Consider the following 14,532-nt stretch of genomic DNA (forward strand, 5'->3'; position numbering starts at 1 on the left):
GGGCTGCGCGAGTTCGGCCGCATGTGCGCGATGGGGCTGGACATCATTCTCGCGATGTTCCGCAGGCCGTACCAGGTACGGGAGTTCGTCCAGCAGTTCTGGTTCATCGCCAGCGTGTCCATCTCGCCGGCGATCCTCGTCTCCATCCCGTTCGGCGCGGTGATCTCGCTGCAGCTCGGCTCGCTCACCAGCCAGATCGGCGCGCAGCAGTTCAACGGCGCGGCGAGCGTGCTGGCCGTCGTGCAGCAGGCCAGCCCGATCGTCACGACGCTGATCATCTCCGGGGCGGGCGGCAGCGCGATCTGCGCGGACCTCGGCGCGCGCACCATCCGCGAGGAGATCGACGCGATGGAGGTGCTCGGCGTTTCGGTGATCCAGCGCCTGGTCGTGCCGCGGGTGCAAGCGGCGGTCCTCGCGTGCGTGCTGCTCAACGGCCTGGTCAGCGTGGTCGGCGTGCTCGGCGGCTACTTCTTCAACGTCATCGTCCAGGGCGGCACTCCCGGCGCCTATCTGGCCAGCTTCAACGCCCTCGCACAGCTGTCCGATCTCGTTGCCAGCTCGGTGAAAGCGGTTATCTTCGGCTTCCTCGCCGGCGTGGTGGCGTCCTACCGCGGCCTGAACCCGAAGGGCGGGCCGAAGGGGGTCGGCGACGTCGTCAACCAATCGGTCGTCATTACTTTTCTGCTGCTGTTCTTCGTCAACACCGTGCTGACCGCCCTGTACCTGCAACTCGTTCCAGCGAAGGGGACCTGAGTGGTCAACCTCAGCAAACCCGGCGACAAGCTGTTCGACCTCGGCGACCAGCTGCTTTTCTACGTCCGCGCGCTCGCGGCCGTCCCGCTCGCGGTGACCCGCTACTTCCGCGAAGTGGTGCGGCTGCTGGCCGAAGTGACGTTCGGCAGCGGTGCGCTCGCGGTGATCGGCGGCACGATCGGCGTGATGGTCGGGCTGTGCGTGTTCACCGGCGTGACGGTGGGGCTGCAGGGGTTCAGCGCGCTCAACCAGATCAACATCTCGGCGATGACCGGCTTCCTGACCGCGTACTTCAACACCCGCGAGATCGCGCCGCTCGTCGCCGGGCTCGCGCTTTCGTCCACTGTGGGCAGCGGGTTCACCGCGCAGCTCGGCGCGATGCGGATCTCCGAGGAGATCGACGCGCTCGAAGTGATGGCCGTGCGGAGCATGCCCTACCTCGTGACCACGCGGATCGTCGCCGGGTTCATCGCGATCATCCCGTTGTACGTCATCGGATTGCTGATCTCCTACCTCGGTTCCCGGCTGACCACAGTGGTCTTCTTCGGACAGTCGGGCGGCACCTACGACCATTACTTCACGCTGTTCCTGCCGCCTGGCGACGTGCTGTGGTCCTTCGGGAAGGTGCTGGTCTTCAGCGTCGGAGTGATCCTCACGCACTGTTTCTACGGCTATCGCGCGAGCGGCGGACCGGCCGGCGTCGGGGTCGCGGTGGGCCGGGCCGTGCGGACGTCGATCGTGCTGATCAGCGTGCTCGACCTGTTCCTCTCGCTCGCGATCTGGGGCGCGACGACCACGGTCAAGGTGTCCGGATGAACCGGCTGGCCACGCAGCTGGCCGGGGTCGCGTTCCTCGGCGTGCTCGCCCTGCTCGGATACCTCGCGGTGGCGATCTACGACAAGGACTTCGACGATTCGGCGCTGGTGACGCTGGAGGCCGACCGGGTCGGCAGCCAGCTCGCGCCGACGGCCGAGGTGAAGGTCAAGGGGGTGCCTTTCGGCGAGGTCAGGGCGGTGCGCAGCACCCCGGCCGGAGCAGAGATCGACCTGGCGCTCGACCCGGCGAAGATCGGGCAGCTGCCGGGCAACGTCTCCGCGCGGCTGCTGCCGAAGACGGTGTTCGGCGAGCGGTACGTGAACCTCGTGCTGCCCGCACGCCCGGTCGGTGCGCTGCGCGCGGGCGACGTCATCGCGCAGGACCGCTCGGCCAACGCGATCGAGCTGGAGCGCGTACTCGGCGACTTGTTGCCGTTGCTGCGGGCGGTCCAGCCGGAGAAACTGAACAGCTCGCTCGGCGCGATCTCGCTCGCCCTCGACAATCGCGGGAAACCGCTCGGCGACAGCATCGTGCGGCTGCGGGACCTGCTGGCCAAGCTGAACCCGTTGCTGCCGCAGTTCAAAGCGGACATCACCGGCCTCGCCGACGCCGCGGACGTCTACACCGGCGCGGCACCGGACATCCTCCAGGCATTGAGCGATTTGTCGACCACCGCGAAGACCATTGTGGACACTCGCGGCGATCTCGGCAGTCTCTACTCGAGCGTGACCGGCGCCGCCGGGAACCTGAACGACTTCCTGCGGAAGAACGCGGACAACATCATCGGCGTGTCCGCCGCGAGCCGGCCGTCGCTGGAGCTGCTGTCGCGGTACTCGCCGGAATTCCCCTGTCTCTTCGACGCCGTCAACCGGCTCAAACCGTTGATGGAGAAGGCTCTCGGCAAGGGAACGAACGAACCGGGCCTGCACGTGACGCTGACCGTGCAGGACCCGCGCGAGAAGTACGTGCCCGGCCGAGACAGCCCGCGCTACGACGCCACCGGCGGCCCGCAGTGCTATGGCGGAGGTGCGGCCCCGGGCGCCGCCGAGGGCGATCTCGGTCCGGCGAACTCGCCGGGGGAGCGGCGGCTGATCGCCGAGCTTTTGGAGCCCTCGCTGGGGGAAGTGCCCGACTGGAGCAGTGTCCTCATCGGACCGGCACTGCGCGGAACGGAGGTGACTGTCCGATGAGGAGTGTCGCGGGACCGGCCTTTAAGGGCTTGGTCTTCTTCTTCGTCACCGTGTGCGCGACCGCGGTGCTGGCGATCACGATCGCCAACTCGAACGTCGGCACGACGATCGGCTACACCGCCCGGTTCACCGACGCGACCTCGGTCAATCCCGGCGACGAGGTCCGCATGGCCGGGGTGCGGATCGGCCAGGTCGACGAGGTGCGCGTCGTCGAGCACCGGCTCGCCGACGTCACGTTCTCCGTCGACCGGGCCCGCCGGCTCACCACCGCGGCCTCGGTCGTCATCCGCTACCGCAACCTGGTCGGGCAGCGCTATCTCTCGGTCGACCCCGGAGCCTCCAGTGCTTCGCCGATGCTCGGCGACGGTGCGCTGATCCCGCCGGACAAGACGAAACCGGCGCTCGACCTGACCACCCTGTTCAACGGCTTCAAACCGCTCTTCCAAGCCCTGTCCCCGAAGGACGTCAACCAGCTGTCCTTCGAGATCATCCAGGTCCTGCAGGGCGAAGGCAGCACGATCGAAAGCCTGCTGCAGCACACGGCGTCGCTGACGTCCACCTTGGCCGGCAAGGACGCCGTGATCGGAAAGGTGATCGGCAACCTCAACACGCTGCTGGGCACCGTGAACGCGCAAGGCGACCAGTTCGACGCGCTCGTGGACACGACGGCGCAGCTGGTCACCGGCCTCGCCTCGGACGCGAAGCCGATCGGGCAGGCCATCGGCGGGCTCGGCGAGCTGACCACGTCCACCGCGGGGCTGTTGCAGGCCGGCCGCCAGCCGCTCAAGGACAGCATCGCCGCGCTCGGCGACCTGTCGAAGAACCTCGCCGACAACACCCCGGTGTTCGAGCAGTTCATCGGCAACCTGCCGAAGAAACTCGACCGCATCGGCACGATTTTCTCCTACGGCTCCTGGGCGAACTTCTACCTCTGCTCGGTGCGGACCGACGCGAAGCCCGCACCCGGCGGGCCGATGCCGGGCATTCCGGTGACCGCTGCGAGGTGCCGGTGAAGCCGCCGCGGATCAAGCCGTTCCGGCTGCGCAACCCGATCGCCGTCGGCGCGGTGACCGCGTTGCTGATGGCGCTGGTCGGCACCGCGACCTTCTTCTCGGACGACCTGCCGATCGTGGGCGGCGGCACGGCTTACCGGGCGGAGTTCCGCGAGGCCGCCGGGCTCAAGCCGAACGACGAGGTCCGGGTCGCCGGGGTGAAGGTCGGAGAGGTCACCGGCGTCGGGCTGGCGGGCGGTCACGTCGAGGTGCGGTTCCGCGTCAAAGACGCCTGGGTGGGCAACCGGACGACCGCGGCGATCAAGATCAAGACCTTGCTGGGCCAGAAGAACCTCGTGCTCGACCCGGTCGGCGACGGCGAGCTGGACCCGGATCGGCCGATCCCGGTCGAGCGGACGAGTTCGCCGTATGACGTCACCGCTGTCTTCAACGACCTGGCCGGGACCGTCGGCGCCATCGACACCGGCCAGCTCGCCCAGGCGTTTCGCACGCTGTCGGAGACGCTCGGCGCGTCGGCGCCCAGCGACGTCCGCACCGCGTTCAACGGGATCGCCGCCCTGTCCCGAACGCTCGCGTCCCGCGACGACGAGCTGGTGAAGCTGTTCCAGAACACCAGCAAGGTGTCGAAGACGCTCGGCGACCGCTCCGGCCAGATCCAGGCCCTCATCCGCGACGGCACCACGCTGCTCAAAGAGCTGAACGACCGCAAGGACGCGATCGCGAAGCTGTTCAGCGGCGTCAAGAACCTGTCGATCCAGCTGCGCGCGCTGGTCGCGGAGAACCAGAAAACCCTCGGGCCCGCGCTCGACCAGCTCGACCGCGTCGCGACCGTGCTCCAGCGCAATCAGGGGCGGCTCGAGGACAGCCTCCGCCTGGCCGGTCCGTTCTACCGGCTGCTCGGCAACGCGGTCGGCAACGGCCGGTGGATCGACACCTACCTGTGCGGGCTCGTCCCGAACGGCGGCGCACCGGGCAGCTGCCTGCCACCGAAGAACGGGGGACGCTGATGGCGCACCAGCTCATCGACCTGGGAGCCCGGGCACGCCAGCGGGCCAGGCTGCGCGCGCTCGCGCTCGGCGTGGTGTGCGCGCTTCTGCTCACGGCGGGATGGGGGCTGGCGACGGCACCGCGCGATCGCACGCTGACCGCGTACTTCAGCGCGGCCGTCGGCATCTACCCGAACTCGGACGTCCGCGTGCTCGGGGTCGCCGTCGGCTCGGTGTCCAAAGTGGAGCCGAACGGCACCGACGTGAAAGTGACCATGACGATCGAACCGGACGTGCAGCTGCCCGCCGACGCCGGCGCGGTCGTCATCACGCCCAGTCTGGTCGCCGATCGGTACGTGCAGCTCACGCCCGTCTTCTCCGGCGGCCCCGAGCTGGCCGACGGCGCGTCGATCCCGCGCGAGCGCACCGCGACGCCGGTCGAGGTCGACGATCTGCTGCGCAGCCTCAACCAGCTGATGGCGGCGCTCGGCCCGCAGGGCGCGAACAAGGACGGCGCGGTCAGCGACGTCCTGACGAAGTCGGCCGAATACCTGGGCGGCAACGGCCAGACGATCGGGCAGGCGATCAAGAACCTCGGCGAATTCGCCCGCGCCGCGAGCGATTCGAAGGACGACCTGTTCAGCTCGGTCGACCGCATCAGCAAGTTCACCGCGATGCTCGCCGCCAACGACGCGCAGGTGAAGCAGGCCATCGCGCAGATTTCCTCGCTCAGCAAGGTTCTCGCCGACCAGCGCGACCAGTTCTCCGGCGCGCTGACCGAGCTGACCCAGGCGCTGGGCGTGGTGCAGGGGTTCGTCAAGGACAACCGCGGCAAGGTGCAGTCCGATGTGGACAAACTGGCCGGCGTCGCGAAGGTGCTGGCGAACCAGAAGGACTCGCTCGCCGAGGCGCTGAGCGCCGCCCCGAACGCGCTGACGAACCTGCTCGGAGCCTACGACCCGGACGCGCGCGTCATCGACGGCCGAGGCAACCTCCTCGAATTCCCGGAGCCGAAATGAAATCACTGGCGAAGGCCGCCGCGGTGCTGACGCTGGTCCTGGTGACCACCGGGTGCGGCACCGGCGTCAGCGTGTACGACCTCCCGCTGCCCGGCGGCGCCGCGCTCGGCGACCACCCGATCCACGTCACCGCGAGCTTCGCCGACGTGCTGGACCTGGTGCCGCAGTCCGGCGTCAAGGTCAACGACGTGCCGGTCGGCCAGGTCGCCAAGGTCCAGCTCGCCGCGGACGGGCACAGCGCGGTCGTGGACCTGGTGCTCAACGGAGACGTCGACCTGCCCGCCAACGCCGTCGCGCGGCTGCGGCAGGCCAGCATCCTCGGCGAGAAGTTCGTCGAACTGGCCCCGCCGCCGGACGCGACGCCCTCGGGCAAGCTGGCCGACCGGGCGGTCCTCCCGCTCGACCGCTCCGCGCTGACCCCGCAGATCGAAGAGGTCTTCGGCGCGCTTTCGTTGCTGCTCAACGGCGGCGGTGTCGCACAGGTCCAGAACATCAGCCACCAGCTCAACGCCGCGCTCGGCGGGAAGGAAACCGCGGCGCGCAGTCTGCTGTCCAGTTTGGACACTCTAGTCAAGGGGCTCGACGAACAGCGCGGCGAGATCACCCGGGCGATCGAGAGCGTCAACCGGCTCGCCGAAACGCTCAACGCGCACACCGACCGGATCACCACGACGCTCAACGGCCTGACCCCGGGCATCAGCGTTCTCAACCAGCAGCGGCAGGCGCTGGTCGGGATGCTCAAGTCGCTCGACGGGCTGACCTCGGTCGCCGTCGGCACGGTCAACCGCAGCAAGGACGACCTGGTCGCCGATCTCCAGGCCCTCGCGCCGTTGCTGCGGCGGCTGGCCGATTCCGGGGACAAACTGCCGAAGGCGATGGAGATGATCTTCACCTTCCCGTTCCCGGATGCCGCGCTGGACGCGATCCGCGGCGATTACCTCAACGGCTTCCTGAAGACGGGCCACTGATGCTGACCAGGTTCGTGCGGGTCCAGGTGACGGTGTTCGTCGTCATCGCCGTCGTCGGCGTCGCCTACGTCGGGGCCGCTTACGCCGGTCTCGACAAGGTGTTCTTCGGCCGCGGCTACACCGTGAAGGCCCAGTTCCCTACGGGCGGCGGCATTTTCACCAACGCCGAGGTGACTTACCGGGGAGTGCCGATCGGCCGGGTCGGCCAGCTGCGGCTCACCTCCGCCGGGATGGAAGCGGATCTCGAGATCGACTCCGGCACCGCGCCCGTCCCGGCCGACACCGAAGCCGTGGTCTCCGACCGGTCGGCGGTCGGCGAGCAGTACGTCGACCTGCGGCCGCGCACCGCCAGCGGGCCGGTGCTGCACGACGGTTCGGTGATCACCCAGCACGACACGAAAATCCCGCTCCCAGTCGACACCGTTTTGTCTACTGTGGACTCTTTCGCCGCGTCGGTGCCGAAGCCCGCGCTGCGCACCGTCGTCGACGAGCTGTACAACGCGACCTCCGGTGCGGGTCCCGCACTGGACCAGCTGGTCGGCCGCGGCATCGAGTTCGTGCAAACCGCGAGCGAGCACGTCGCGCCCTTGACCCAGCTCGTCACCGACGCGCACACGGTCCTCGACACCCAAGCGCAGCAGGCGGACGCGATCCGCAGCTTCGGAGCCAACGCCAAACTGCTCGCGTCGACGTTGAAGCAATCCGACGGCGACCTCCGCAAGCTCATCCCGGCGGTGCCCGCCGCCGCGAACGAAGTCGGTTCGCTGATCCGCGACTCCGGGCCGCAGCTGGGCGTACTGCTCGCGAACCTGCTCACCACCGCGGACGTCCTGGAATCCCGGCAAAGCGGGATCCGGCAGCTGCTGATCACCGCGCCGCGGGCGGTCGGCGCGGCCAGCGCGGTCGTCCGGCCGGACGGCGCGCATTTCGGGCTGTCGCTGTCCTTCTTCGATCCGCCCCCGTGCACGACCGGATACGCGACGCCGTATCACGACGGCCTCGACACCTCGACCAGACCGCTGAACACGGCCGCGCGCTGCGCGCTGCCGAAGGGCGACCCGACGAACGTGCGGGGCTCCCAGAACGCACCGGGAGGACGGCCGTGAGGATTTTCGCGTCCCTGGCTCAGGTTGCCGCTGTCCTCGCGACCGCGGCGGCCGGATGGACCGGGTACACCTGGTGGCAGGCCGCGCACGACGACGGCGTCACGCGCGCGGCCGTCCGCGAGGATGCCTTGCGAGCAGGGCGTTCCGCGATCGCCGGACTGACCACTTTGGACTACCGGCAGGCGGCGGCCGGATACCAGCACTGGCTGGACGTGTCCGGCGGCGCGCTGCGCGACGAGCTGGCACGGGACCGGCAAAGCAGCCTCGACCGGATCGCCCAAGCGAAAACCGTCACCACCGGCAAGGTGACCGACGCCGCGGTGACCGAGGCGGACGCCGGGGCGGGCACCGCGAAGCTGCTCGCCTCCGTCGAACTGCTCGTGACACCCGACGGCCAGGAGGCCGTGACCAAGCGCTCCCGGTTCCAGGCCGACTTGGTCCGTGCTCCGGACGGATGGCACGTCACCGCATTGGGCCAAGTCCCGGCAGGGGAGGCACCGTGACCACGCGAACGAAGAAGCGCCCCGTCAAAGTGGCCGGACGCCACCACGAGCCGCCGGAGCCGGAGCCGGACGAGGCCGCCGAACCTGTCGTACCGCGGAAACGCCGATGGGTCTTCCCGGCCGTGGCGGTCGTGATGGCCGCACTGGCAGTGTGGTTCTCCATCGAGGCGCGCACCACGAACGCGGTCGTCGCACACAACACCGCGCTGTCCGACGTCTCGGGCACCGCGGACGCGGGCAAGCAGGTCAGCGCCGCGCTCGGCACGCTTTTCTCCTACCGCTACGACGATCCGTCCCGCAACGACCGAGCGGCCAACGACCTGCTGACCGGACCCGCGCTCGCCCAGTACAGCCGGCTTTTCGGCCAGGTCCGGCAGCTCGCGGCCGCGCAGAAGCTCGTCGTGACCTCGACGGCCGTCGCGTCCGGGGTGAAACTCCTCGACGGCGACCGCGCGGCCCTGCTGGTGTTCCTCGACCAGACCGGCACGCGAGGCGACGGGCAGCGCAGCACCGGGGCCGCGCAGCTGAGCGTCACCGCCGAGCGGAGCGGCGGGAAGTGGCGGATCACCGGGATGTCCGCCGCCTGAGCGCGGGCTCGCTCCCGTTTCCGGTCCGTGAAGGACTCCTTCACGGACCTTCGCCGTCAGTGCCAGGAGCTTGACGCGGTTCTAGGGGTGCCGATGCGGCTCCTGCCCGGATCAGCGCGAGCGGCGGGGCGGGGTTGCCGTCTGTGAGGGCCTCCTTGAGGGAACCAGATTCCCTCACGGGGTCCTTCACGGACCTTCGCGCCCGGCACCGGACGAGGCCGCTCAAGCCAGGGTGGCGCGGAGGGCGAGGATCAGCTCGAAGCGGTCGTCCGGGTCCCACAGCCTGCCCTCGAACATCGTTTCCAGTTCCTGGGCGCGGGCGCGGACGGTCTGCGGATGGATCGCCAGCCGGTCCGCCACCTCGCGGACGTTGCCGCGCGTTTCCAGCCAGGCGAGCAACGTCCTGGCCAGCCGGCTGTGCTGCTTCGCGGTCAAGGCGGCCAGCGGAGCCAGCCGGCGGCGGGAGACATTCGCCGGGAGCAATGGGTCCTTGTGCAGCAACAGCGTCGCGAGATGGTCCGCGCACCAGGTCACCGGCTCGTCCGGGAGCACATTGGCCGCGACCAGGTGCAACGCCTCGCGCGCCGCCGTCAGCGAGCGGCCTGCCCGGTGCGGAGGCACTGCCGGGCCGACCGCCGCCCGGTGACCCGCCAGTGCGGCGGCGAGCGGCCCGCGTTCCTCCGGCATCGCCAGCAACAGCCGCGGTGCCGCGTCTTCGAGGTCTTCGAGAGCGTCGAGCCCGACGACGTCAGCCGGTCCGTCGAGAGCGACCGCTACCAGCCGCCCCGGCAACGGCCATGCCGCGTCCGAGGCAGCTTCCTCGAGCGTTTGGAGGGGAGCGGGCGGGCCTGAGAGCAGCAGATCCAGCAACCGACGGCGGCGGCGTTCCCGCGCGCCCGTCGCCCGGGCCCGCGCGGCCGCGTGCCCTTCCACCGACAATGCCGAAAGTTCGTCGATGTAGGCGAAAATCGCTTCGGCCAGCAGGCACAACGTCGCCGACGGCACCCCGGCCCTCGCACCCACCTCGGCCATCCGCCGCCACGTGACGCGCGCGCCGACCCGGTACGCCGCTTGGAGAACGTCGACGCTGCGGCCCTGCTCGAACTCGTGCACGCCCAGCGCGACGAACACTTTCCGGCGGTCGTCGGCCACCGCGCCCGCCGCGGCGATCCGGTCGACGAACTGCAGGATCGCCGTCTGCACGCCGCCGCGCAGCGCTTTGCCGAACGGGCCGTCGAGCGGCTGCGCGTAGCCGGGCACGGTGCGCTGGATTTCGCGCAGCACGTCGTCGGCGACGTCCAGCAGCCGCGGCCGGAACACCGCGGCCAGCTCGCGGGGGAGCATCGCCCACAAGCGCCCTGGCCGTCCGTCGCCGCTCAGCATCGGCCCGAAGGCTGTCTCGCCGGACAGCCCGGACAGTCCTGTCACATGCCTCACCACTTCGCTGGGATGACGCGGTTCAGGAGCCCAGCAGCGCTTCCGCGCGCAGGGCGATCTCCAGGTCGAGCCGGGCGTCGGCGTTGTCGAGCCGATCGCCGAACAGTTCGGTGAGCTGGTGCATGCGGTAGCGGACGGTCTGCGGATGCACCTTCAGGATCTTCGCGATCTCCGGGGCGCTGCCGCGGGACTGCAGCCAGATCAGCAGGGTCTCGCCGAGCCGCGCGCGCTGTTTGGGCGTGAGGTCCCGGAAGGGCTCCAGGCTGCGCTCGCACAGTTCGCGGACGAGGAATTCGTCGGCGAGCAGCCAGAGCGTCGAGAGGTGGTCCGTGCACTGCGTGACCGGCACGTCCGGCAGCACGCCGCGCTGGACGAGCCTCAGCGTGCGGCGCGCCCAGAGCAGCGACCGGGGCGCGTCGGTGAGCCGGACGGCGGGGCCGACGACCGCGCGCCAGCCGGGCAGCTGCTCGGCGAGATCGGCCAGCTGCTCGTCCGGGGTGCCGGCGACCAGGCACGGCTCGCCGCCTTCGAGGTCGACGAGAACGTCGGGGTGCAGGTCGGGGGTGGTCAGCCGGTGCCGGCCGGAGCGCGGTTCGAGGGCGACGACGGCGACCTCGTCCGGGAGCCCCCACTGCGCGGCGGCGGCTTGCGCGGCGATCGCCTGCGGCGCGGACGGCGGATCGGCGAGCAGCAGATCGAGCAGCCGCCGCCGGCGCCGGGCCAGGTTCCCGGCCGCCCGGGTCTGCGCCGCCGTGTACCCCTCGATCGACAGCGCGGAGATCTCGTCGACGTAGGCGAAAATGGCTTCGGCTCCGGTGCAGAGCGTCTCCGCCGAGAGCCCGGCGGCCTGCCCGAACTCCGAGATGTGCCGCCACGCCACCCGCCCGCCGACGCGGTAGGCGGTCTGCAGGCAGTCGAGGCTGCGGCCCTCCGCGAACTCGATCTTGCCGAGGTCGCGGAAGACCGCGGTCGAGGCGGCGGCCGGTGCCGCCGCGGGCTTGCCGACACTGTCGAGGCACTGGACGATCGCCTGCCGGACACCCTGGGTGATGACCTGCCCGAACGCGCCTTCGATCGGCTGCCGGTACTCCGGCACCGCCAGCTGGACCTCGCGCAGGATGGCCTTCGCCAGCGGGTCGACCCGCGGGGCGAAGCGGACCGCCAGCTCCCTCGGCAGCGACGCCCACAGCCCGAGCGCGCTGGACGCGCGCACCGGCCGGGTTTCCGCGGGGCTCCGAGGGGCGGGCGGGACCGGCCCGGCCGTCCCGGGATACGGGCGGACGGAAGGCCCGGCAGGGCGTTCGCCGGGGTGCGGCCTGCGGCCCCGCGGCGCGGGACGGACGAACCCGGAGTCCACTTCGGTCATGTTTTTATCCTTGCTGGCAACAAAACCGGCCTCTTCGCGGTCGAAGCCGATCCAGATTTTGCGGCACAGGCAACATAATTTCCGCGGAACGGCAGTGTCAACGGGACGGCGACCGCCGCGGCCATCGCCCGTCCGGACTACACCCGAACGGGTGGAAAGGGGTGGGTGCGAGTGATACCTCCGGGACCGCCGGATGCTATCCGGATGACAATTTTCCGGCGGGCGGTTTCGCGTCCCCGGCCAGGCGGGCCGCCACGTCGTCCAGGGTGAGCCGGGCCGGTTCGGTGCCGGTGAGGAACTCGTTGAGCAGCAGGCAAAACCCGTCGGGGTCGGCGACGTGGGGAAAGTGCTTCGCGTTTTCCTGGACGACCAGCCTGCTGCCGGGCAGCAGTGCGGCGGTCCGCCTGCCGTGCGCGACCGGGATGAGCGGGTCGCGGGCTCCCCAGACCAGCAGCAGCGGCACCGATTCGGCCAGGTACAGCTTTTCCGCGGCGCTCGCGCGCTGGCCGCGCAGGTCCATCAGGCTGCCCGCGATGGACAGGAAGGCCCGCCGCCGCGCGGGGTCGGCGAGCGAGCCGAAATGCCGCGCCAGTTCCCGTGTTTCAGTTTTCAACGACCCGCCGAGCCCGCGCGCGAGCCGGGCCAGCGCGAGGGTCGCCCGGTTGACGGCCAGCGCGAGGACCGCGGACGCGCCGGGCAGCGAGGCGGCCCGGAGCACCGGGCTCACCTCCGTGCCGAGCCCCGCGCTGCCGACCAGGACCAGCCGGTCGCACATTTCCGGGAATTGATAGGCGAATTGCATCGCGATGCCGCCGCCGAGGGAATGCCCGGCGACCGTGGCGTGCCGCACGCCGGACACCGCGAGCACGTCCCGCACGATGCTCGCCATCGCGCCGAGCCCGTAGTCCGCGCGGGGCGCGTCGGAACCGCCGTGCCCGGGCAGGTCCAGCGCCAGCACGCGCCTGCCGAGCGCCGGGCAGCGGTCGAGGACCGGCTGCCAGGTTTCCGCGCTGCCCGCGATTCCGTGCACCAGCACGACGGCTTCGTCGCAGGTGTCCGCCGCGGGCCGGTATTCGCGCAGCCGGACCCGCTGGCCGTGGAGGACGAGGGAGTACGTCTCGAGTGTCATCGGCAGCCCTTTCTCGCGAAGCCGAAATTAGGCCAGCTCTTCTCTTTCCCGCGAGGTGGCGAGCGCCACTTTCCGGGAATTCGGAACGGGCGTGACAGGAAAGGGGGCGGAAAAGCGGTCGCGGATGCGGATTTTCGGGGACCGCCGTACGGCTTGTCGACATCGCGGCGGCTCGCGGGTCATCCTCGACGCATGGTCGCAACGACGCACCGGACGCGCTGATGTCGTGCCGCGCGAGGATTCTTTCCGCCCATCAATGCCACAGTCCGCCTTCGCCGCGGCAGGCCCGCGGGTCGTGGCGAAGGGTGCTGCCGATGCCCGCGAGCCGGCTGGAGCCCGGGGCCGGGCGGCAGTGGCCGCCGGCGGCGATCGCGCGGCCGCTGCGCCAGTCGCTCCGCCGGTACTGGCGGCCGCCGCGGTGCGGAGCGTCCGCGCCGGTCAGTTCTCCAGCGGCCGATGCGCGCGCATGAGGCGCTGCGCGCGCAGGGCCAGCTGCATGCCGAGCCGGTCGTCGGCGTCCTTGAGCCGGTCGCCGAACAGCCCCTCCAGCTGCCGCAAGCGGTTGCGGACGGTCTGCGGGTGCACGCCGAGGCGCTGGGCGATCTCCGGAGCCCCGCCGCGGGTTTCCAGCCAGGCCAGCAGGGTTTCGCTGAGCCGCTCGCGCTGTTTGGCGCTCAGCGAGGCGAACGGGTCGAGGCTTTGCCGGGCCAGCTCGGCGGCCAGGAAGTCCTCGGCGAGCAGCCAGAGCGTGGCCAGATGGTCGCGGCACCAGACGACCGGGCCGGGCGTCTCCGGCCCGGACAGCTGCAGTGCCCTGCGCGCGGTGCGCAACGCGGCCGGCGCGTCGGCCAGCGGCACGGTCGGCGACACCGCGGCCCGCCAGCCGGCGGGCATGGCCGCCAGCGGGGCGAGGTCGGTGTCCGGGTCGCTGGCGAGCAGGTGCGGCTCGGGACCGTCGAGGTCGGCCAGAACGCCGTCGCCGAACGCCCCGGCCGGGAATTCGCGGGAGCCGGGGTCGCGTTCGAGGGCGACCATCGCGGCCGTCCCGGGCAGCGGCCAGCCCGCCCCGCCCGCCAGTTCGGCGATGCTGCTCGCCGCGCCTTCCGGGGCCTGGACGATCAGCTCCAGCAGCCTTCGCCGCCGGGCGGGCACGGCTCCCTCCGCGTCGGCCTGTGCCTGCTGGTAGCCGGCGATCGCGGTGGCGCACAGCTCGTCGACGTAGGCGAAGATCGCTTCCGCGCCGACCGAGATGACGGCCGGATCGACGCCGGCGGCCACCACGGCGGGGTGCATCGCCCGCCAGGCGACCCTGGCCCCGATCGTGGCGGTGTCCTGCAGCGCGTCGAGGTTGCGGCCCTCGCCGAACTCCACGGCGCCGCGGGCGCGGTAGAACGCGATCCACTCCTCGTGCGGCAGGTCCGGGGCTCCCATCGAGTCCACGCAGTGCAGCACCGCGTACTCGACGCTTTTGATCAGGACCTTCCCGAACACGCCCTTGAGCGGCTGGCCGTAGGCCGGGACCGTGCGCTGGGTCTCCTGGATCATCGCGGCCGCGGCGTGCGCGGCGTGCGGGCGCAGGCACGCGCCGAGCGAGCGCGGAAGCGAGGCCAGCAGATCGAAGCTCCGGTACTCGACCACGAATCCCCCTTCGAGGCGCTA

14 protein-coding genes are annotated in these 14,532 nt (G+C 70.8%); 10 read left to right on the forward strand and 4 right to left on the reverse strand.

Annotated features, from left to right (window positions below; all coding sequences use genetic code 11):
- Positions 1-21: 21 nt before the first annotated feature.
- The 10 genes from RPX00_RS28630 to RPX00_RS28675 are packed head-to-tail and all read left to right on the forward strand — an operon-like array spanning position 22 to position 8,941.
- Complete coding sequence (locus tag RPX00_RS28630) at positions 22-753, forward strand: MlaE family ABC transporter permease (protein WP_406643124.1); 732 nt, start codon at positions 22-24, stop codon at positions 751-753.
- Entirely contained in the window at positions 754-1,569 is an 816-nt protein-coding gene (locus RPX00_RS28635; RefSeq protein ID WP_406629987.1) for an MlaE family ABC transporter permease, read from the forward strand.
- Entirely contained in the window at positions 1,566-2,759 is a 1,194-nt protein-coding gene (locus RPX00_RS28640; protein ID WP_406629988.1) for an MCE family protein, read from the forward strand. Before RPX00_RS28635 ends, RPX00_RS28640 begins: the two co-directional genes overlap by 4 nt.
- Complete coding sequence (locus tag RPX00_RS28645; protein ID WP_406629989.1) at positions 2,756-3,772, forward strand: MCE family protein; 1,017 nt, start codon at positions 2,756-2,758, stop codon at positions 3,770-3,772. The genes RPX00_RS28640 and RPX00_RS28645 overlap by 4 nt, the downstream gene beginning before the upstream one ends.
- On the forward strand, positions 3,769-4,779 hold the full coding sequence (locus RPX00_RS28650; RefSeq protein WP_406629990.1) for an MCE family protein: 1,011 nt from the start codon (positions 3,769-3,771) through the stop codon (positions 4,777-4,779). Before RPX00_RS28645 ends, RPX00_RS28650 begins: the two co-directional genes overlap by 4 nt.
- Positions 4,779-5,777 carry an MCE family protein gene (locus tag RPX00_RS28655; RefSeq protein ID WP_406629991.1) on the forward strand — a complete coding sequence of 333 codons (999 nt, stop codon included), beginning with the start codon at positions 4,779-4,781 and terminating at the stop codon, positions 5,775-5,777. The genes RPX00_RS28650 and RPX00_RS28655 overlap by 1 nt, the downstream gene beginning before the upstream one ends.
- Positions 5,774-6,745: an MCE family protein gene (locus RPX00_RS28660; RefSeq protein ID WP_406629992.1), complete on the forward strand. Its 972-nt coding sequence runs from the start codon at positions 5,774-5,776 to the stop codon at positions 6,743-6,745. The genes RPX00_RS28655 and RPX00_RS28660 overlap by 4 nt, the downstream gene beginning before the upstream one ends.
- Positions 6,745-7,851, forward strand: a complete 1,107-nt coding sequence (locus RPX00_RS28665) for an MCE family protein (RefSeq protein ID WP_406629993.1) — start codon at positions 6,745-6,747, stop codon at positions 7,849-7,851. The genes RPX00_RS28660 and RPX00_RS28665 overlap by 1 nt, the downstream gene beginning before the upstream one ends.
- On the forward strand, positions 7,848-8,354 hold the full coding sequence (locus RPX00_RS28670; RefSeq protein WP_406629994.1) for a hypothetical protein: 507 nt from the start codon (positions 7,848-7,850) through the stop codon (positions 8,352-8,354). The genes RPX00_RS28665 and RPX00_RS28670 overlap by 4 nt, the downstream gene beginning before the upstream one ends.
- A complete protein-coding gene (locus RPX00_RS28675) occupies positions 8,351-8,941 on the forward strand; it encodes a hypothetical protein (RefSeq protein ID WP_406629995.1) in 591 nt (196 codons plus the stop codon). Before RPX00_RS28670 ends, RPX00_RS28675 begins: the two co-directional genes overlap by 4 nt.
- A gap of 222 nt (positions 8,942-9,163) precedes the next feature.
- Here RPX00_RS28675 and RPX00_RS28680 read toward each other — a convergent pair whose 3' ends face one another.
- The 4 genes from RPX00_RS28680 to RPX00_RS28695 all read right to left on the reverse strand — a co-directional run bounded on the left by RPX00_RS28680 (position 9,164) and on the right by RPX00_RS28695 (position 14,511).
- Positions 9,164-10,324 (reverse strand): helix-turn-helix domain-containing protein, encoded by a 1,161-nt coding sequence (locus RPX00_RS28680; protein ID WP_406643125.1) that lies wholly within the window; start codon positions 10,322-10,324, stop codon positions 9,164-9,166.
- Between the two features lie 76 nt (positions 10,325-10,400).
- Positions 10,401-11,744, reverse strand: a complete 1,344-nt coding sequence (locus RPX00_RS28685; protein ID WP_406629996.1) for a helix-turn-helix domain-containing protein — start codon at positions 11,742-11,744, stop codon at positions 10,401-10,403.
- Between the two features lie 196 nt (positions 11,745-11,940).
- Positions 11,941-12,873 carry an alpha/beta fold hydrolase gene (locus tag RPX00_RS28690; protein ID WP_406629997.1) on the reverse strand — a complete coding sequence of 311 codons (933 nt, stop codon included), beginning with the start codon at positions 12,871-12,873 and terminating at the stop codon, positions 11,941-11,943.
- Positions 12,874-13,311: 438 nt separating this feature from the next.
- Positions 13,312-14,511: a PucR family transcriptional regulator gene (locus RPX00_RS28695; protein WP_406629998.1), complete on the reverse strand. Its 1,200-nt coding sequence runs from the start codon at positions 14,509-14,511 to the stop codon at positions 13,312-13,314.
- Between the last annotated feature and the right edge of the window lie 21 nt (positions 14,512-14,532).

Source organism: Amycolatopsis sp. WGS_07 (genome assembly GCF_045278895.1).
Classification (GTDB): Bacteria; Actinomycetota; Actinomycetes; order Mycobacteriales; family Pseudonocardiaceae; genus Amycolatopsis.

Coding starts and splice junctions, on each gene's coding strand:
- RPX00_RS28630 (WP_406643124.1), top strand. CDS start 22: ATGTGCGCGATGGGGCTGGACATCATTCTCGCGATGTTCCGCAGGCCG.
- RPX00_RS28640 (WP_406629988.1), top strand. CDS start 1,566: ATGAACCGGCTGGCCACGCAGCTGGCCGGGGTCGCGTTCCTCGGCGTG.
- RPX00_RS28645 (WP_406629989.1), top strand. CDS start 2,756: ATGAGGAGTGTCGCGGGACCGGCCTTTAAGGGCTTGGTCTTCTTCTTC.
- RPX00_RS28655 (WP_406629991.1), top strand. CDS start 4,779: ATGGCGCACCAGCTCATCGACCTGGGAGCCCGGGCACGCCAGCGGGCC.
- RPX00_RS28660 (WP_406629992.1), top strand. CDS start 5,774: ATGAAATCACTGGCGAAGGCCGCCGCGGTGCTGACGCTGGTCCTGGTG.
- RPX00_RS28665 (WP_406629993.1), top strand. CDS start 6,745: ATGCTGACCAGGTTCGTGCGGGTCCAGGTGACGGTGTTCGTCGTCATC.
- RPX00_RS28680 (WP_406643125.1), bottom strand. CDS start 10,324: ATGCTGAGCGGCGACGGACGGCCAGGGCGCTTGTGGGCGATGCTCCCC.
- RPX00_RS28685 (WP_406629996.1), bottom strand. CDS start 11,744: ATGACCGAAGTGGACTCCGGGTTCGTCCGTCCCGCGCCGCGGGGCCGC.
- RPX00_RS28690 (WP_406629997.1), bottom strand. CDS start 12,873: ATGACACTCGAGACGTACTCCCTCGTCCTCCACGGCCAGCGGGTCCGG.